The 18,642-nt window shown below is 43.8% G+C and carries 16 protein-coding genes; 12 read left to right on the top strand and 4 right to left on the bottom strand.

Annotation, left to right across the window (positions count from 1 at the left end; genetic code table 11):
* The first annotated feature begins 92 nt into the window (after window positions 1-92).
* From MNR06_RS14225 to MNR06_RS14195, 7 genes are all read left to right on the top strand, one after another.
* The gene (locus MNR06_RS14225; RefSeq protein ID WP_243537028.1) at window positions 93-584 is read left to right on the top strand and encodes a hypothetical protein; all 492 of its coding nucleotides are present in this window, start codon (window positions 93-95) and stop codon (window positions 582-584) included.
* Window positions 584-1,372: an MlaE family ABC transporter permease gene (locus MNR06_RS14220; protein WP_243537027.1), complete on the top strand. Its 789-nt coding sequence runs from the start codon at window positions 584-586 to the stop codon at window positions 1,370-1,372. The genes MNR06_RS14225 and MNR06_RS14220 overlap by 1 nt, the downstream gene beginning before the upstream one ends.
* Window positions 1,369-2,115, top strand: a complete 747-nt coding sequence (locus tag MNR06_RS14215; protein WP_243537026.1) for an ABC transporter ATP-binding protein — start codon at window positions 1,369-1,371, stop codon at window positions 2,113-2,115. The genes MNR06_RS14220 and MNR06_RS14215 overlap by 4 nt, the downstream gene beginning before the upstream one ends.
* Entirely contained in the window at window positions 2,115-2,939 is an 825-nt protein-coding gene (locus MNR06_RS14210; RefSeq protein WP_243537025.1) for an MlaD family protein, read from the top strand. Before MNR06_RS14215 ends, MNR06_RS14210 begins: the two co-directional genes overlap by 1 nt.
* Window positions 2,940-3,292: 353 nt before the next feature.
* Window positions 3,293-4,498 (top strand): hypothetical protein, encoded by a 1,206-nt coding sequence (locus MNR06_RS14205; RefSeq protein ID WP_243537024.1) that lies wholly within the window; start codon window positions 3,293-3,295, stop codon window positions 4,496-4,498.
* Complete coding sequence (locus MNR06_RS14200) at window positions 4,498-7,068, top strand: hypothetical protein (protein WP_243537023.1); 2,571 nt, start codon at window positions 4,498-4,500, stop codon at window positions 7,066-7,068. The genes MNR06_RS14205 and MNR06_RS14200 overlap by 1 nt, the downstream gene beginning before the upstream one ends.
* Before the next feature lie 8 nt (window positions 7,069-7,076).
* A complete protein-coding gene (locus MNR06_RS14195) occupies window positions 7,077-7,886 on the top strand; it encodes a class II glutamine amidotransferase (RefSeq protein WP_243537022.1) in 810 nt (269 codons plus the stop codon).
* Here MNR06_RS14195 and MNR06_RS14190 read toward each other — a convergent pair.
* Window positions 7,883-8,278, bottom strand: coding sequence for a DUF721 domain-containing protein (locus tag MNR06_RS14190; RefSeq protein WP_407933184.1), 396 nt, complete (start codon window positions 8,276-8,278; stop codon window positions 7,883-7,885). The two genes, MNR06_RS14195 and MNR06_RS14190, sit on opposite strands and share 4 nt — an antisense overlap.
* Here MNR06_RS14190 and trmFO point away from each other — a divergent pair.
* The gene (trmFO, locus tag MNR06_RS14185) at window positions 8,194-9,633 is read left to right on the top strand and encodes a methylenetetrahydrofolate--tRNA-(uracil(54)-C(5))-methyltransferase (FADH(2)-oxidizing) TrmFO (RefSeq protein WP_407933183.1); all 1,440 of its coding nucleotides are present in this window, start codon (window positions 8,194-8,196) and stop codon (window positions 9,631-9,633) included. The two genes, MNR06_RS14190 and trmFO, sit on opposite strands and share 85 nt — an antisense overlap.
* Here trmFO and MNR06_RS14180 read toward each other — a convergent pair.
* Entirely contained in the window at window positions 9,630-10,247 is a 618-nt protein-coding gene (locus MNR06_RS14180; protein ID WP_243537019.1) for a thymidine kinase, read from the bottom strand. The two genes, trmFO and MNR06_RS14180, sit on opposite strands and share 4 nt — an antisense overlap.
* Window positions 10,248-10,543: 296 nt before the next feature.
* On the opposite strand from MNR06_RS14180, the gene mltF reads away from it, so the two are divergent.
* A complete protein-coding gene (gene mltF / locus MNR06_RS14175) occupies window positions 10,544-11,926 on the top strand; it encodes a membrane-bound lytic murein transglycosylase MltF (RefSeq protein ID WP_243537018.1) in 1,383 nt (460 codons plus the stop codon).
* A gap of 139 nt (window positions 11,927-12,065) precedes the next feature.
* Here the strand turns inward: mltF and glmS are convergent, their stop codons facing one another.
* Both glmS and glmU read right to left on the bottom strand, forming a co-directional pair.
* The gene (glmS, locus tag MNR06_RS14170; RefSeq protein ID WP_243537017.1) at window positions 12,066-13,949 is read right to left on the bottom strand and encodes a glutamine--fructose-6-phosphate transaminase (isomerizing); all 1,884 of its coding nucleotides are present in this window, start codon (window positions 13,947-13,949) and stop codon (window positions 12,066-12,068) included.
* A gap of 8 nt (window positions 13,950-13,957) precedes the next feature.
* Window positions 13,958-15,364 (bottom strand): bifunctional UDP-N-acetylglucosamine diphosphorylase/glucosamine-1-phosphate N-acetyltransferase GlmU, encoded by a 1,407-nt coding sequence (glmU, locus tag MNR06_RS14165; protein WP_243537016.1) that lies wholly within the window; start codon window positions 15,362-15,364, stop codon window positions 13,958-13,960.
* A gap of 57 nt (window positions 15,365-15,421) precedes the next feature.
* On the opposite strand from glmU, the gene MNR06_RS14160 reads away from it, so the two are divergent.
* The 3 genes from MNR06_RS14160 to MNR06_RS14150 are packed head-to-tail and all read left to right on the top strand — an operon-like array spanning window position 15,422 to window position 18,636.
* Window positions 15,422-16,111, top strand: a complete 690-nt coding sequence (locus MNR06_RS14160; protein ID WP_243537015.1) for a DUF2817 domain-containing protein — start codon at window positions 15,422-15,424, stop codon at window positions 16,109-16,111.
* Entirely contained in the window at window positions 16,112-16,795 is a 684-nt protein-coding gene (locus tag MNR06_RS14155) for an HAD family hydrolase (protein ID WP_243537014.1), read from the top strand. It begins immediately after the preceding gene.
* Entirely contained in the window at window positions 16,783-18,636 is a 1,854-nt protein-coding gene (locus MNR06_RS14150; RefSeq protein WP_243537013.1) for a PAS domain-containing sensor histidine kinase, read from the top strand. The genes MNR06_RS14155 and MNR06_RS14150 overlap by 13 nt, the downstream gene beginning before the upstream one ends.
* Window positions 18,637-18,642: the final 6 nt, after the last annotated feature.

Genomic DNA, 18,642 nt, shown 5'->3' with positions numbered 1-18,642 from the left:
GTCAGGCCTGACAATCTGATGACACCGACTTAGGCCGTGATTCACTTGCGCACACTGAATTTTCCATGAAGAGTTTCCGATAGATAGGCGTTATGAGAAACCACTACTTAGTTATATTCATCTTGGGTCTTTTGCTTAGCGGCTGTGTAACGGTTCAACTTCCCGGCGGTAAAGTCACGTCGGCAAAAGACGTTGAATACAAACAACCTGCGGGAGCTTTTAAAGAAATCGCAAGTGCCGACGCTGATAAGTCATGGATCAGTGCAAACACTGGCAATACCATTTCCTATTTTTCCGAATGCGGTGGCAAATCAGAACCAACACTTAAAGATCTAGAAAACGACGCCTTCGCGGCACTGAACGAAAGCAAAACGCTTTCTTCTGAAGAAGTAAACTACAACGAACGCGCTGCTAGACAATCCCGCGCCAGTGGAAAACTTGACGGCGTTCCCGTTGAACTAGCTTTGATCGTATTTCAAAAAAATGGCTGCAACTACACTTTGACCTATGGCGGATTAGCGAAATCTTTTTCAGCCGAGGCAGCCGCGTTTGAAGAATTTAAAAACAATTTTAAGGCGCCTTAATGAACCAATTTGCGTTGCCGTTCACAGTTTTTATTTTAGAGATCATCCGCTTCCTAGGCGGAACGGGTCTGCTATTTAAAGACGTTGTTCGCGAAATCGTAAAAGGGAAATTTTACTGGAAGCTTTTAATTGAGCAGATCTATCACATTGGTCTGCGCTCGTTACCACTTGTTGTGATCACCGCGATGAGCACCGGCATGGTGATGTCCCTGCAGTTTGGTATGGGTCTAGAAAAATTCGGTGGTAAACTTTATGTTCCTAAACTTGTGGCGGTCACGATCTTACGTGAAATGGGTCCGATGTTCACTAGCCTTATGCTAGCAGCCCGTGTGGGCGCCGGTATCGCCAGTGAAATTGGCAGTATGGTCGTAACACAACAAATCGATGCAATTCGTGCCTTGGGAACTTCACCGATTAAAAAAATCGTGATTCCAAGAGTCCTTGCGTGTTTGATCACCTTACCGATCCTTGCCACTGTTGCAAACATCGTAGGTAACGCAGGTGGTTTGATTATTGGCGCCACAGAATTAAATCTTGATCCCAACTTCTATCTTTTGAAAGTCATGTCCACTTCAAACATCGTCGACTATCTTTCTGGATTCGGTAAAACCTTCTTCTTTGCTTTATTTATCGCGATCCCCGCTTGTTACTTTGGTTTGACCGTACAAAATGGAACTAAAGAAGTCGGTATCGCTACTACCAAAGCCGTTGTCGTCGCTTCCATCATGATTCTTGTGGGGGATTTCTTCTTATCAAAACTTTTCTGGATCGTGGAGAAGATGATATGAGCGAAAAGCGCAGCGGTGTGATTGAAGTCGTTAACTTCCATAAATCCTTTGGCGGCAAAAAAGTTCATCAAGGTGTCAACTTTTACGTACGTAAAGGTGAATGCTTGGGATTGATTGGCGGCTCTGGAACAGGAAAGAGCGTCTTACTGCGCAGTCTTGTTGGTTTAGAAAAACCAGATTCAGGCAGTATTCTTATTGATGGCGAAGATATTGCGCCGATGAACGAAAATGAACTCATCAATATCCGTAAGAAAGTAGCCTACGCTTTTCAAGGTGGCGCACTGTTTGACTCAATGACGGTTTATGAAAACCTCGCTTACCCTTTGCGTGAACACTTTCACTATTCAGAAAAAGAAATAGCTTTAAAGATCCGCGAACAGCTTGCGGAATTTGGTTTGCCTGAATCTGAACATCTTTATCCAGGAAATCTTTCTGGCGGCATGCAAAAGCGTGTGGGCCTGGCTCGTGCGATGATGATGCATCCTGAAGTTGTTTTATATGACGAACCCACCGCGGGTTTAGATCCTTACAATACCAAACGCATTCAAGAATCTATTCTTTCGCTAAAAGCCAAAGGTGTTACGTCAATCCTCGTAACCCACGATATGCCCACTGTGTACGCCGTGTGCGATAAGGTCGCTCTTTTGCAAAACGGTCGCATCGGCGAACAATACACAATTGATAAATTAAAATCGGAACCTGAAGGCCCAATGAGCCTGTTCATAAATGGAGAAAGTGCTTAATGGAATCACACACTAGCACCCAGCTAAAAGTTGGAATCTTTTTAGCCGTGGGCGCTGTCCTAATTATGGCTTCGTTGTTTTTCCTGGGTGCAGACCGCGCACTATTTACTTCTTACGTAAGACTGCACGCACACTTTGATCAAGTTCAGGGTTTGTCAGTAGGTAGCGTTGTTTCTTTATCGGGCGTGACTGTTGGTAACGTTGAAGCGATCACTTTTCTTCCGGAAGTTAATGCGCTAGATGTGAAAATGAAAGTGGACGCTGACTACATCCCACGTATCCGTCAAGGTTCACAAGTGGAAATTCGTACCCAAGGGGCCTTGGGTGATAAGTTCGTATTCATTATCCCAGGTGATCCACGTGCTGAAGTTGTTAAAGAAGGTGAAGTTTTGCAAATCGCTAAAGCCACCGACGTTCTAGGAATTATTTCTGAAAGAGGAAATGAAACCAACCGCATCTTTGATATAATCAATGAGCTTTACAAAATGACCCACGCGATGAATGAAAACAATCGTATGGGAAGACTGATGGGAAATCTTGAAACTGCGAGCACAAGTTTGACCTTGGCAAGTAAAGAAGCGCAGAAGCTTGCGACTCAGTTAAATGAAAGTGCAACGGGCGATAAGTTCGCAAGCTCCCTGAACAAACTAGATTCGATTCTTACCAAGATCGATAAAGGTCAAGGAAGTCTAGGTGCGCTTATCAACGATCCAAGTCTTCATAATCAATTAAAAGCAATGGTGGGAGCGAATGATAGGAAAGATCACGTAAAATCGCTTCTACGCCAATCTATTGACCAAGGCACCAAAGCGACAAAGGATTAGTTCACGAAAATGTGAGCGTGTAGAGTTGGTAAGAAACTCGAAGACAGTCCGGAAAATAAAAAAATTGGGTGGAGAATTTCTTCAACAATTTTTACCTTGGGTACATGGAAAAATTAATTCAAGCTTTAACAATAGCAGTGAGTCTTTTATTAACTTACCAAGCTACATTGCATTCAGAAGAATCCAGTCTGTATACAGTGACTAGTGTTGAAGCTTCTTCGTCACCCAAAATCCCCCTTACCTTACCTCCATTTTAGGTTCTTTCTTTTGGCATAAAACTGGCTAACAAGGTCACTGAAAATCCACGTCCTTCGCTGTATCTGAACTGAAAGGGTTCTTACGTGAGATCATTGGTGGCTCTGCTAACATTTTGCGCGTTATTAGGCCCATTCTGCGCCCAGGGCCTGACGTCGACCAATGTTCTTCCAGAAGGTATTAGCAGCCCCTCATTCCGCTTTGGCTACATCGATAAGGTCGGAGAAAAATATACCGAAGACGGCACTTTGATGAATCTTGGAGATTATAAATCCGTCATTTTTAACGCCCGGGAACTAGTGAAGTTCAATCCTGAGGCTAAAAAACTTGTAGATGCTTTAAACAGCTTTGGCGCTTCCCAACTTGGCGACGAATTCAACCTGGGAGTTCTAAGAGTTAAAACCGAGCCTGTGATAAAGTACTTTGCCCCGGTCTTCGCCCGCGGGCTTACTAAGAAATGGACCGTGGGTCTGGGTATTCCTCTAATCACCTACGATAACAAAATTTCCATCGACCAACAGTTTTCTAATATCGAATTTTACCGCCAACAGTTCTCGGGATTAAGCCCTGAACTTGACCAGGCTTTGAACACAAATCTTGCCACGGCCACCCACCAAACTTTGCACCAAAAGGGTTATAAGCCCATCGAAGACCGTCACGAATCCTTTGTCGGCGATATTCAAGTAGCCAGCGTTTATAAGCTTTATGAAAACCGCAACCAGGCTGCTATTTATCAGGCGCAACTCAGTCTTCCGACCGGACCCAAATATGATGCTGATGATTTGGCTGCTTTAAATATTTTCGGAAGAACCAGCATTAATAATCTTTTTGCTTACTCGCATAGATTTTTTGGCAAGTTGACTGCGGTTCCATTTATTTCTTACTTGGTAAACATCCCAGATAAAGTTACAGCGCGCGTTCCGAAAGATGAAAACGACTCCCTGCCCGACGCTTCTGCCAAAGAAGATGTGAATAGACACATTGGGAATACTGTTTCCTTAGGACAGAATACCTTTTTTGAATTGAATGATGCATGGACTTTTGGTGCGGGCTACGAGTATGCGGTAAAGTCGCACGATGAATACACCGGGCAAAAAAATTCCCGTTATGATTTGTTAGCGGTAAATACGAATACGCAAGCGCATAAGGTGAAAGCGGAAGCTTCTTACAGCACGGTAAATTCGTTCTTTAAGAAAAAAGCCCTGATCCCAATGATTCTAACCGTCGAGATCAGCGATGTGATCTCGGGGCAAAACGTGGAAAGGCAACTCGCGCAAGAAATGAATGTGATGGTGTTCTTCTAATGAAAACACTTTTACTTCATTCCTTTTCATTGGTTGTCTCATTAAGTCTTCTAGGAGCCTGCGCGCCTAAGCCCGAGGACCGCATTTTCCCTGCTGGCAAAACCAGTTTTGGTCCGCGACTTTCAGATACGGATCTATTTCAAAAAGGTTTAAAGACCCACGGTCAAGAAGTTAAAAATCTTAACTGGCAAACACAAGTTTCCACTGCGGACTTCTTTCAGTCAGCAGAACATCTTGTCCATCTTGGACAGACCACTGAAAACGAAGCTTTGAAAAATAAGGGCTTACAATGGATTGAGCGCTTTTACGAAGCAGAAGGCTCTTCAAGCTTTGTTGAACTTTCGCAAAGTCCCTTTGCTAACCTTGCAGCAGCGCAGACCCAAACAGAAGTTAAAAAGACTTTAGAAGAAATAAATTTAGAAATCGCAAGATCCCAAAAAATTATCAAAGAGCAATTTGAAAGAATCGGCGCACAGTTTCCATGGCCGGCAAAAACCGAAAATCTACCAAAACTTTTAGCTTTCGCGCGAAGCTTCACCGACCGTGTTCAAAATACCCTTCCTGAAATGGGTTTAGAATCTGTTATTGAAGAAGGTATCACTGAAGAACTTAAAGCTGAAACCGACCCCTTGTTTGTTGAGTTTGAAAACCTGATCCATAAAATGCAAAGAGCTGTGACGTTGTCGCAGAATCTGACCATCATTGAAGCCGTGATTGCGAAGTTTCAAATCACTCTAGATCCTGAACTTAACCGCAGTCTTGCGCAAGGGAAGCTCATCGCTTCAGGGCTTGATAATATGCACGATGCTCAAGGCGGATTGACGGTTATCGTCGACATTTGGAGAATTCTGACTCCAGAAGAAAAAGCGACCTACATCAAAGACGGCAATGAAGAGCTTTACGATTTCCTATCACGACAAAATAACGATGAACTTGAATGTTTAAGAACATCGGGTTGCGGTGGTGGCATCTTTGATGGCATCGCAAAAAAGCTTTTCGTACTGCCTAAGATTAAAAAATACGGCCTAGAAAAACTGCAAGCAGAAATGAATGAAAAAACCCGTGGCTACGTGATTTCCGTGATTGAAACTTTTGGTACTAACTTCATAAAAGAACTTCCGAAGTTGTTCATTGAAAAAATCAATTTAGGTCTTCAGGAAAAAGGGAAAGAAGTTCTTTCGGTTCGCAATAACTATCCTAATTATTTAAAACGACTTTTAATGGCTTGGTCTAAGAAAGTTCTACCTTCCATGAATGGAAAGATCCGTGGTTTTGAAGTAAACCAAGTTTCAGTGAAAATCTCTTCACAAGGTTTTACGCTAGAACCACAAGGGAATTTTAAGGTTTTAAAAGCAACGACTGTGGGAAGCTCCCTTGTCGCAAATTCGCTTTTAATGGAAAACGCCAATGAAAAGAATCCAGAAAGTCTGCAAGGGGCACTGACACAAGTGAATAAGCTTGTTAGCATCGGTGGATACCGTGATGGCGCCAATTACTTAATCCCTGCACTTCTGACGCCGGTTAAAAAAGGAAAACGAAACTTAGACATAATGGACTTAGCTCTGATGCAAAGTTCTTACGCGATTCCTGATGAGGTTCCGTTAAAGGATGCCTTTCACGGCGATGGCAAAGCTTCTGTGACCCGCAATTTTTCAGCTTCATCGTTTGCAAATCAACTGTACGGCATCAGTCGCATGATGCGCTTAACTGCGGATTGGAAGCACACAAAGTTTGATAAAATTCTTGGTAACATTCAGGCGCAAGATATCACTCAGGATATTGAATCCGATGCTCTTCATCGGCCGTTATTCCCGAAGGATATGCTTTTTGCTTTGAACCTGGGCGAAGCGGCCGTGCTTTTACAAAATATCACTAAAGAAGATACCCCCGTGTTTTTAGTGACACTTGAAAACAAAATCATGGGTGCAGATAAATTCACAACCAGTGATGAGACAGCCGTGATGGCTGCCATTCAGGATATTTTAGATACTGGAAAAGGTAACGTCGTAAAAAGCCGTGACGTTGCTCATTTAATTTTAGCGATCGCCGAGTTCCTGGAAGCTACTGAGGGAGTTGAAAACACGCGCTCTGAAATTTTACTGGAAGTGGATAAAAGAGGCCTTCGTCCTTTAGACATTCTTTTGGAAGGCCGCGAAGATCTAAAACTTCTAACTTTGGGCCTAGCGAATTTCCTAACGAACAAGTTTACTTCCAGTACTGGTTTGATCCAGGAAAAGTACGACATTGAAAAACAAAGCATCCTGAATCCAGGGTTGAACTTAGAAGATCAAGCCTATGCGGTCCGCGCTTTGTTAAAAGCCTGGAAGTTGACAAACCTAGAGGTCTATCTGTGGGCCGCCCAGGATATTTATTATTCCTTAAATAAAAATTCCTTTAATAAGGATGAATTTTTCTATCGCAACAGTGACGGTTCGAACTTGGAGTTTCCACAAAAACTTCATATCATAAGAGCATTGACGGATTTACGCCCCCACTTGGATGCTAAAAGCCAGCAACAAAGTGATAAAATCCTAAAACCATGGCTGGAGGCCTTGGGAAAACTAAAATAGGAATCTTTATGTGTCAGCTTCTTGCGATGAATTGCAATACTCCTACTGATATTTGTTTTTCGTTCACGGGTTTCCAAGCTCGCGGTGGGTTGACGGATTCCCATAATGACGGTTGGGGTATTGCATTTTTTGAAGATCGCGGTGTTCGCCAATTTCTAGATACCGCTCCTTCTGCCCATTCTAAAGTCGCTGAACTTGTTCGAAGCTATCCAATCAAATCTAAAAATGTTGTGGCGCATATTCGTAAAGCGACTCAAGGAAAGGTATCGTTAGAAAATACTCATCCTTTTATGCGTGAACTGTGGGGCCGATATTGGATCTTTGCCCATAACGGGACACTTGTAGATTTTAATCCAGAACTTGATGGCAGCTACTTACCTGTAGGCAACACCGACAGTGAGTTCGTGTTTTGCTGGATTATGCAGGAGTTAAGAAAACAATTTGGCAGTGTATTTCCTGGCACAGAGAAATTATTCGCAGCACTGACAGAACTATCCAAAGTTGCAGGCGATCATGGGAAGTTTAACTTCCTACTTTGCAACGGCAGTTTATTGTTTGCCCATTGCTCTACGAATCTTACTTATGTTTTGCGTAAAGCTCCGTTCCCAACGGTGCAATTGAAAGATCAGGATGTAACGGTGGATTTGAGCGCGCAGACCACAAGTGAAGATCGTGTGGCGATCATTGCGACAAGTCCTTTGACTCACAATGAAGTTTGGACTGACATGAAACCGGGAACATTAAGTTTGTTTGAAGAAGGTGGAATTTCAAAAACGGCCGACACCGTGGTGGGCGTTCCAAGGGGTCTGAACTACTAGTCGTTATCGCCTTCGGGTGCGATTTTCTGAATCATTTCTTTAAAGCCCTCATTATCTGACGACGGGACGTCACGGCGATCCAGTGTGAACTTGATATATTTTACAAAGTTAGATTCGAATTTCTGATTGATGGTGTTGCGCATATGATCTTTCATAAAAATCATCTGTTGCATCCAGGTTGAGTTTCGCACCCACACGAACAAAACTCCCCTTTGAAAACCTACGGGTTCCGCATTTTTTGCAATGGTAGGTCCCACGACTTCTTCCCATTTAGCCCACAATTTCCAACGCATAAATTGCTCGGATAATGGTGACTTGCCATTTTCAAAAAGACTCTGTAGTACTTCCGAGCCGATTGATAATTTGCCTTTGGGTTTCTGATTGGAATCCATACTTGAAAAGGTCTACCACAAAGATGACGAATTTCACCCAAAATCATTCCATGAAACAAATTACCGTCGTTGGCGCAGGGCTTGCGGGTTCTGAGTGCGCACTACAGCTAGCTGACATGGGTTATCAAGTTGTTCTTTATGAAATGCGCGATAAGACTATGACTCCGGCGCATAAGACCCACAAATTTGCAGAACTTGTTTGTTCGAATTCTTTCGGTAGCATGGGCGAACATTCAGCTCCGGGCCAATTAAAATGGGAAGCAAAAAAATTAAACTCTCACATCCTTGAAGCGGCTTTTCATGCACAAGTTCCAGCAGGACAAGCATTGGGCATGGACCGCGAGGTTTTTTCTGCCTACATCACTGAAAAAATCCACAATCATCCTCGCATCGAAGTTCGTAACGATGTTGTAACTTCATTAGATCAAATCCCAAGACCGGCAGTTATTGCGACGGGTCCATTAACGCATGATCAGTTGGCTGAAAGCATGCGCAAACACTTCGGCGACGAATTCCTTTATTTCTTCGATGCGATTGCGCCGATCATTGACGCTGATTCCATCAACACTGAAATTGCTTGGAAAGCGGATCGTTACGACAAGGGCACGGGTGATTACTATAACTGCCCGATGAATAAAGAAGAATACAATCGCTTCATCGAAGAAATTAAAAATGCTCGCAAGATTGAGCCTAAGCATTTTGAAACGACCGATTTCTTTGAAGGCTGTATGCCGATTGAAGTGATGGTGGATCGTGGCCCGCAAACACTTCGTTTTGGTCCAATGAAACCGATCGGCTTAGATGATCCAAGAACAGGCCGCTACCCATGGGCCGTGGTTCAACTTCGCCAAGATAATAAAGAAGGTACTGCTTACAACATGGTGGGTTTTCAAACTCGCATGGCGTACGGCGAACAAGTGCGTGTTTTCAGAATGATTCCGGGTTTAGAAAACGCTGAGTTTTTAAAACTTGGAAGCATTCATAGAAATCTATTCATCAATGCTCCGAAGCGACTTAACAAAGATCTTTCTAGCAAGAATGATCCTTGGTTGTTCTTCGCAGGTCAAATCACAGGTGTTGAAGGTTACTTTGAATCAACTTGCACTGGCTTGATGGTGTCACGATTCTTACATCAAAAACTTTCTGACCGCGTGTTCACTCCCCCGCCAAGAGTCAGTGCCATGGGTTCTTTGTTAGAAGCCATCACGGATGAAACCCGGGCTGAACACTTCCAACCGACAAATATCAATTTTGGTTTGATGCCACCGCTAGCAGAAAAAGAGCGCGATAAAGAGATCCGCAAACAAAAGCAAATCTCTTTAGCTAGAACTGAATTTGAAAACTGGAACGCTTAGACCGAGAAAACTTCTTCGCGTTTTAGTTTCCAGTCTTCAGTTGGTTTATCAACTTCTGGTTTAAAGTGCTGACGGCAACGAGCCTCATAGGCATCGTGGGTTCCCACTAGAACCTGGCCGTCGCCGCCAGATGTTCTTTGGGTGCGACTAGCTTGCGCCCCGCACACCACACACACTGCGTGTTGCTTAGTAACACTTTCAGCAATGGCCATCAAAGTCGGCATTGGTTCAAAGGGTTTCCCCTGCCAATCAGTATCCAGCCCCGCGATGATCACGCGGATTCCACGATCAGCCAAGTCTTGCACAACTTGAACTAGGTTTTGTGAAAAGAATTGGCCTTCATCAATCCCAACAACTTTCGTTCCTGGTTTTAAGTGATTCCAGATCTCTTCAGCATCATGGATTGGCAAAGAGTCGATGGTTGTCAAATCGTGGGATGTGACTGCCATCTCGTTATATCTTTTATCGATGATAGGTTTAAAAACTTGGATTTGCAGGCGTGCGAATTCGGCACGACGCAAACGACGGATCAACTCTTCGGTCTTTCCACTAAACATAGAACCGACAACAACTTCGATCCACCCTCTAGGAACAACATACGAAAACTCAGACACTAAACCCCTCCAGTGACTGTGGACGTACACGATCTGTGAAGATGGATTTCGTGTCAATCAACGCAACGGTGCGATTTTTTGGATTGATTGAAAGCAAAAACCAGAGAGCTTGCGTCAGAAATTCGAGACAAATTTGGGGACGTAACGCCATACTGTAAGTCCAACGGCATGCTGTAGATTTTACCACCTGGGACGCAGTTTGCCTGTAAAAGTAGCTGTTTTTCATATTCTTAAGGTGTTCGGGGGTTCATTAAGCTTGCGCCTGCATCGCGCCATCAGATACCAAGGCCATATATATGGGAATGATTTTAAGATTTCGACAGAAATTAACCCAAGGTGCCTTAATCGTACTTTTGGGAATCACGACCATCGCAATGAATGGGTGCGACGCCATTTACTGGGATGAACAAGCAAGTCTTGCCAAGGTTAAAGCCAAAGGTGAGCTGCTGGTTCTTACAACCCAAGATCCTCTTATATATAGTCAGTCCAAAAAGAAGAACGAAGCTTACGGAATCGACCACGACCTGATCGAAGCTTTTGCCGGTTACTATGACCTTAAAGTAAAGTTCGTGGTTCTTCCTGATGAAGACTCAGTTTTGCGGGCCCTCTCTAAAGGGGAAGGCGATATCGCGGCGGCCCGCTTAAAAACTCCGCAGAATAAAAGCGGCTTTTTGGCAAGCCCGGCCTATGACGAATCTTACCTTAGCCTTTACTGTCATAAGAAATCCCAAGTTCAGAATATCAAAGACCTAGAAGGCAAAAGGGTCGCGATCCTTAATAAAGATAACTTCCAGGGGCTTTCACAAAGATTGTCGCAATTGTCCCCTAGCATTTTCATTCAAGTGATCGAAAGTGCTAAAACTCCGGATCTATTTGCTTTAGTGAACCAAAAGAAACAAGACTGCGTGATCCTTGAAAACTATAGCGGAGACTTCTATGCCCGTTATCAGTCGCAAATTGAAAAGATCACGGTATTAACTGAAGCCTTCTCAATGAGCTGGTTGTTTACGCCAGAAAGCCAAGACCTCTTATTATTAGTGCAATCGTGGTATCAAAAAGCTTCCCGTGAAGATGAGATCATCCGCGTACTTGACCGCTATAAGACTTACTTAAGTGAGTTAGATAAGCGTGACATCCAACAGTTCTTTAAAAAAATCCGTTCGACTTTGCCTGATTATAAAGATGCGTTCATGGATGCCGCTGAAGAACATGGGCTTCCGTGGCAATTGATCGCTTCTGTGGCTTATCAAGAATCCCACTGGAATGCTGATGCCGTTAGCTTCACTGGCGTTCGTGGATTGATGCAATTAACTGAAGATACGGCGCTTCATGTGGGTATCGAAGATCGCAATGATCCAGAACAGAGTATTTGGGGTGGAAGCAAATACCTTCGCTCGTTACTGGATAGAACCCCGTCTTATCTAAATTCAAAAGATCGCCTGGCCTTGGCATTAGCAGCTTACAACGTAGGATCTGCCCACTTAAAAGATGCCCAAAAGCTTGCAGTGAAAATGGGAAGAAATCCTAATAGCTGGAAACACCTTCGCGAAGTTTTACCTTTGCTAGCTGATCCAGAATACGCCGACCAACTTGAATATGGTCCTGCCAGAGGCTACGAAACAGTCGAATTCGTAGAGCGCGTAAAATCCTTTTATAATCTGATGATCACATCCGGGTAAACCTGAACTAAGGTTGATCAAAAGGGTTCGTATGCGAGGCGGAGGGTTTTTCGCGAAACGGAGGCGTACCTGATAAGGTACGTCGGAGAGAAGCGAAGGGCCCGACAACGAAGTCAGACGGGCCCTTTTCATCAACCGATTATTCTACCGTTACTGACTTCGCCAAATTTCTTGGCTGATCCACGTCGTAACCTAGGTTGCATGCAAGATGGTAAGACATCAACTGCAATGGGATCACTGTCAGAATTGAATTCGTTGTCCAGTGCGCTTTCGGAATTGCCAAGTAGTGCTCACTGATCGCGCGAAGTTTTTCATTATCGCCAGTACCAATTGAGATCACTTTACCGCCGCGGGCGCGGGCTTCTTCCAAGTTACTGATGGTTTTTTCATATAGGTGATCTGTTGGAGCCACCATGACGATTGCCATGCGCTCATCGATCAACGCCAAAGGACCGTGCTTCATTTCGCCGGCTGCGTAGCCTTCGGCGTGCATGTAAGCTAGCTCTTTTAATTTCAAAGCGCCTTCCATTGCGATTGGGAAGCTTGAACCACGACCCATGTACAAGAAGCCGCGGAAAAGTTTTAGCTTCGATGCTGCTTCTTCAAAGTATTTATCGTAAGCAAGGACACCTTCCATTTGGGATGGAACTGCTAAAAGAGATTTAACTAATTCTTTTTCTGTTGCTTCATCCATTGTTCCACGCAGACGCGCAAAACCGATAGCGAAACAATTTAGAACCGCCATGGTGCTAGTGAATGCTTTTGTTGAAGCTACACCGATCTCTGGACCTGAGTTCATGTACAAGTGTCCATCAGCCTCACGATCGATGGTAGAATTGCGCACGTTACAGATGCTTAGAGTTGTTGCGCCCATTTCTTTAGCCATACGAATCGCAGCTAAAGTATCCGCTGTCTCACCGCTTTGAGAAATCGTCATCACCAAGCTTTTTGGTGGGATCACTGGGTTGCGGTAACGGAATTCACTTGCGATATCCACTTCAACAGGAACTTTTGCAAGTTGTTCGATCAAATATTTACCAACCATTCCTGCGTAGTTTGAAGTTCCGCAAGCGATGATAAATACGCGATCGATGTTTTTTAAAACTTCTTTGGTTTTTTCCCAATCCGCTTTGCTATCAAGTTCTTCTAACTTTTGCACTGACTGACCAAAGCCGATATTTTTTAAGGCAACGCTAAAGAACTCCGGATTTACGTGAGGCTCAATCGCTGCCGCTACGGCACGCGGTTGTTCGTAAATTTCTTTAAGCATGTAGTGAGTGTAGCCCTGCTTTTCAACCATTTCTGGATTCCAGTTAAGCTCCACAACTTTTTTCTGAATTGGAAAACCGTTAGCAGAAAAGAACTGAACGTCAGCACCACGGATGGAAGCCACTTCGCGGTCTTCAAGGTAAACGAATTTCTTCGTGTACTGGATAAGAGCTTGCACGTCGCTAGCTACGAAAACTTCTTTTTCGCCAAGACCCACAACTAGAGGTGGACCGTCTTTGAATGCAACCAAACGATCTGGTTCTTGTTCCCACATCACAAGGATAGAAAACGCACCACGAAGTTTGTTCAACGTTTTTTCAACCGCTTTGAAAAGGTCTTTTGTTACTTCCACTTCGTTAGCGATCAAGTGCGCCACCAACTCAGAGTCAGTGTCAGAAGTGATTTCTGCACCTTGAGCCAATAGCTCTTCACGGATATCAAGGTAGTTTTCGATGATACCGTTATGAACTAGGTTGATGCCGCGAACTTGGTGAGGATGGGCATTACGTTCTGACGGCTTACCGTGGGTCGCCCAACGAGTGTGACCGATACCGATGTGACCATCGAATTTTTCATTGACCAGTTTTTCTTCAAGAGCTTTTAATTTCCCTTGAGCGCGCACGCGTTTAGTTTTGCCATTATCTAAAATCGCAACACCGGCGCTGTCATAACCGCGGTATTCAAGTTTTTTTAGACCGCTGATAATAATGTCTTTAGGATTTTGTGGACCTAAGTAACCTACGATTCCGCACATATATTCACCTATTTTTTAACTTCTTCAGTTTCAGTTTCTACTTCGACAGCTTTTGGGGCGTAGTTTTCTTTTATAAACTGTTTACCACGGGCCACTGCCAGGGCCTTTGCAGGAACGCTTTTTGTGATGGTCGATCCAGAACCGATGATTGCATCATCGCCCACTTCAATCGGCGCCACAAACTGAGTGTCACTGCCGACAAAGACGCGATTACCGATCTTCGTTTTATATTTCTTTCTGTCCGCAGCATAGTTGCAAGTTATAGTTCCGCAACCAATGTTCACTTCTTCGCCGACCTCAGCATCACCCAAGTACGTTAAGTGTCCTGCTTTTGATTTTTTACCAAATTTTACTTTCTTCATTTCTACGAAGTTGCCGACGTGGGCCTCTTCAAAGATTTCCGTCTCTGGACGAAGGCGTGCATAGGGTCCTACAGAAACCTTGTTATGCAAGCGAGAGCTTTCTAAATAGCTGCCAGCGCGGATTTGCACACTGTCACCTACTTCTGAATCCGAAATAAATGAATTTGATTCAATCACTGTGAAAGAACCGATTTTAGAGCGACCACGAATAAAGACATTCGGGTAAACCACAGTGCCAGCGCCAATCTCCACACTTTCTTCCACATAGGCAGAACGTGGGTCGATCATCAAAACACCTTCTTCCATTAAACGCATAGCCTTGCGTTTAAACAAAAGACGTGTCGCTTTTGCAAGTTCGGCCTGATTATTCACACCCACAGCCACTTTCGGCGTTGAGATGATCGGTTGAACTTTGCATTTGTCAGCGATGCACAGAGAAATCAAATCCGTGATATAGAATTCTTTTTTAGAATTGTTGTTCTTAATCAATGGAAGATACTTCGCTAAAATAGAAGCTTTCACAACATAGATGCCGGTATTGATTTCTTTGATTTTCAAAGTATCAGCAGAAGCGTCTTTCGCTTCAACAATAGCAACTAGGTCACCACGGTTTCTAACAATACGCCCGAACTCCCCTGGATTTTTTACGTTTGCAGTCACCACCGCAAGATCACACTTTTCATCACGGAAGATGCGCAAGAATTCTTTGATGTCAGATGCTTCAATCAAGGGATGATCACCATTCATGATAACAACATCACCTTCGATGGTTTCAGGTTTCGCGCATTTAACCGCGTGGGCAGTTCCCAATTGTTCATCTTGTACGTAACAAGCAACGCCCATGGGTTCTACAACTTGGCGAACAAGATTTTGACCATGACCTACGATCACGCGAACTTCCGCAGCGCCAGCACCCTTAGAGGCTTGAATGACTTTTTCAATCATAGGGCGACCTGCTACGGGGTGAAGAACTTTTGGCAAAGGTGATTTCATACGAGTCCCTTTACCAGCCGCTAGTGCGATGACCGTTAACTTTTCTGTATTTACAGACATTCCAGATCTTCCTTTTAAAAGCTTTTCTTCCTAGAAAAAAACAGGCTTAATTATCACATGCAAGGAAAAATATTTCACCAAACTTCTTGGGCAAAAACCACTCTGGGGACGCCGATTGAGCTGTATAAAAAATCACACAGTTTAGAAGGCTATAATGAAGCTCCTTTGTTATTTATCGGTGGTGTCCATGGGGATGAACCCGAAGGAGTCCGCTTAGCCGAGGAGTTTTTGGCTTGGCTGCTTCAACAAGAGACCGAAGAACCTGAGAAAATTCGTCCTTGGATTTTAATTCCCTGTATCAATCCTGATGGATATTCGAAAAAACAACGCACAAACGGCAATGGTGTTGATCTGAACCGCAACTTTCCTTGTCGTGACTGGAGCTCGGAAGCTAAGGCTCCACGCTATTATCCCGGCCCTTCGCCCGGAAGCGAAGTCGAAGTTCAAGCCTTAGTAAAACTGATTGAGGACGAAAAGCCACAGATCATAGTACACTTTCATTCGTGGGAGCCTTGCGTTGTTTATACAGGCGCACCCGGTAAAGAAGCGGCTGAAACACTTGCTACCGGAACGGGCTATGAGTGCCGCGAAGATATCGGCTATCCCACCCCGGGCAGCCTTGGTCAGTACGGCTGGCTAGAGCATAAAATCCCGGTGATCTGTATTGAAGAACAAGAAAATATTGATTTGAATTTGGTATGGCCCCATTTCAAACAGGGACTTGAACTTTTGGTTAAGGTTAAGTGAATGGCAAAATATAAATCCATCGCCTTTGATTTGGATGACACATTATTAGACACATCCGGCTTGCTTGTGCCCCGAGCGGCGCAAAGAGCTTGTGAAAAAATGATTGAAGCGGGAGTGCGTTGCACTTTGCAAGAGTGCTTGGATATGCGCCAATCATTGGCGTCGGATTATTCACACACCGAGATCTTCACGCAAATTGCTAATCACTATGGAACCAATCAACCCGGCCGCGCGATTCACGATGCTCTTCATGAATTTTACAATCCTGAAGTTCCAGAACAGCTGCCTTTGCTGCCAAAGGCTTTAGAAAATTTAGAAAAACTTTCTGCGAATTATAATTTGTTTTTAGTCACCATGGGATCATATGAATCCCAGGTTCGAAAAATCAAAGCGCTTAAAATCGAAAAACATTTTAAAAAAATTTATATTTTAAATGGCTTTATCGGAGAAAAAAAAGACATCGCCTTCCGCGATATCGTGCGTATTGCTAGCCACTACCCCCACGAGCTTTTAAGCATTGGCAATCGTCTTTCAAGCGAAATTCGCGATGGAAAACGTGTTGGTGCTGACACTTGCTATTTTGCCTATGGCGAACATGTGGGCGAAAAGCCTTTGTATCCTGAAGACCACCCTGACTTTACGATTTATAATCACGAGGAATTAATTCCTAAATGCGGACTTTAAAAGCCAGCTTTTTACTTATTGGTCCTTGGGATTCGCGCCTGCAAGAGCTAGGTGCGCATATTGCCACGGACTTATCGCAGGCTTGGCATTGGATCCATGATTCCACCTACGATGTGGTGGCTTTATCTATCACTTTAATTTTAGGAAAAAAGTTTCCAGAATTTTATCACGAGATTAAAAGAAACTCGCCATCGACCCAGTTCATAGCTGTGGTGCCTGAAGATTTTTCGGCGACCCAGCTAGCTTTGTTGCACGAAGAGTTTTCTTTTTTCAGAGTGATGTCGAGTTTTCAAGATGCGCAGCTTGAAAGCCATTTGTTTTCAGCTTTGGAAGAAGCCAATCAGCGTAAGCAAGATGAAAACTTAGCTTTCTTGATTCGCGAACAAACTGGGCAGCTTAAAAGAATTCAGATTGAGCTTGAAGAACGTGTACAGAAAAGAACTCGTTTCTTAACTGAGGCACGTCGTAAATTATTTCTTACAAATTCCCGCATTGAAGGTTTTAAACGCGCCTTAATGGCTGTGCATCAGGCAAGTTCTGTTATTGAAATTGAACAGCTTTTAAATGAATCCATGGCTGCGACCGTGCAAACTTCGTGGATTCGCCTTTTCTATCATCCCCAAGATGAGTTGTTTGCCCGCCAAGTGCAAACGCAGCTGGATTTTACTCAGTTGCAAGTGCCTTTGTTCAGGCATCACGAAAAAGTGGGATCGATTTTCTTTTTGCGTGCCCCTGATCACCCTTTTACACGTGATGAAAGTGATTTTTTAAATCGCGTGGCTGAAGCTGTGGCCTTAGCCATGGACCGTATTCAAAAACTAAAAGAGTCTGAAGATTTAAAAGAACAATGGGAAGCGACCTTTAATGCGATGTCGGATCCCGTCGTCTTGATTGATACCAACTACGATATTATTCAGTCGAATAAAGCTTTAGACGAACGACTGCAAGAACAGGATCGCGAGCACACATCTAGAAAGTGTTTTCAAGTTTTGTATAACCGTGAAGAACCTTGTCCTGGTTGCCAACGCGGGACGAACTTCCGCGTGCAATCGCAGAACACGGCGGCGCCGCGAAGTTATGAAGTTTATAGTCAAAGTTTGCTTTTAGATCCAGAAAAGCCACCGGTGTTCGTGAATCTTTATCATGACATCACTCAACAGTTAAAAATGGAAAGACAGATCGTTGAATCTGCAAAAATGGCAGAGCTTGGGACTATTGGTTCAAGTATTGCCCATGAACTAAATAATCCATTAGGTGGTATTCTGTCTTTCACTCAGTTGATTAAAATGGATATGAAGCCCGACAATCCTCTTTATCCAGACATCGTCGAGATGGAAGCCGGCGTTCAACGCTGTAAAGAAATCGTGCAAAATCTTTTAGGCTTCACTCGTAATCCTAATGCTGATCAAGAAGGTGTTGTCAGTCTTAAGGAAGTCTGCTTGCGTGCTTTAAAAATCGTGGAACTTCAAACGAAGTCCCAGGGTATTGAAGTGAAGTTGCACTTTCCTGGCGAAGAAATTTCGACGATTGGCCATTTAAACTTATTAGCGCAAGCTTTGAAAAATGTTTTGCAAAACTCGATTGATCGCCTGACCGATCGTATTCGTCATGTAAAAGGCTTTAGGGCCCTGCTTGATATTGAAGTGGCCGTTAAAGATGGTCTTGGGCAGATTCTTATTAAAGACAACGGGACGCCTGAAAAAAATCCGACCTCTCCTTTAGGCTTAGGTGTTTCGGTGGCCGCGCAAATTCTTCGTGACCATGAAGCGGTCTTAGAGTTTTCATTAAGTGATGCTCAAGAAAATTTAGCGCTCGTTACCTTTTCTGCCCTTGAAAAATAGATTTTA

Source organism: Bdellovibrio reynosensis, from assembly GCF_022814725.1.
Classification (GTDB): domain Bacteria; phylum Bdellovibrionota; class Bdellovibrionia; order Bdellovibrionales; family Bdellovibrionaceae; genus Bdellovibrio; species Bdellovibrio reynosensis.
The sequence above is the reverse complement of the archived record's forward strand: the minus strand, read 5'-3'. Positions and strand labels throughout refer to the sequence as shown.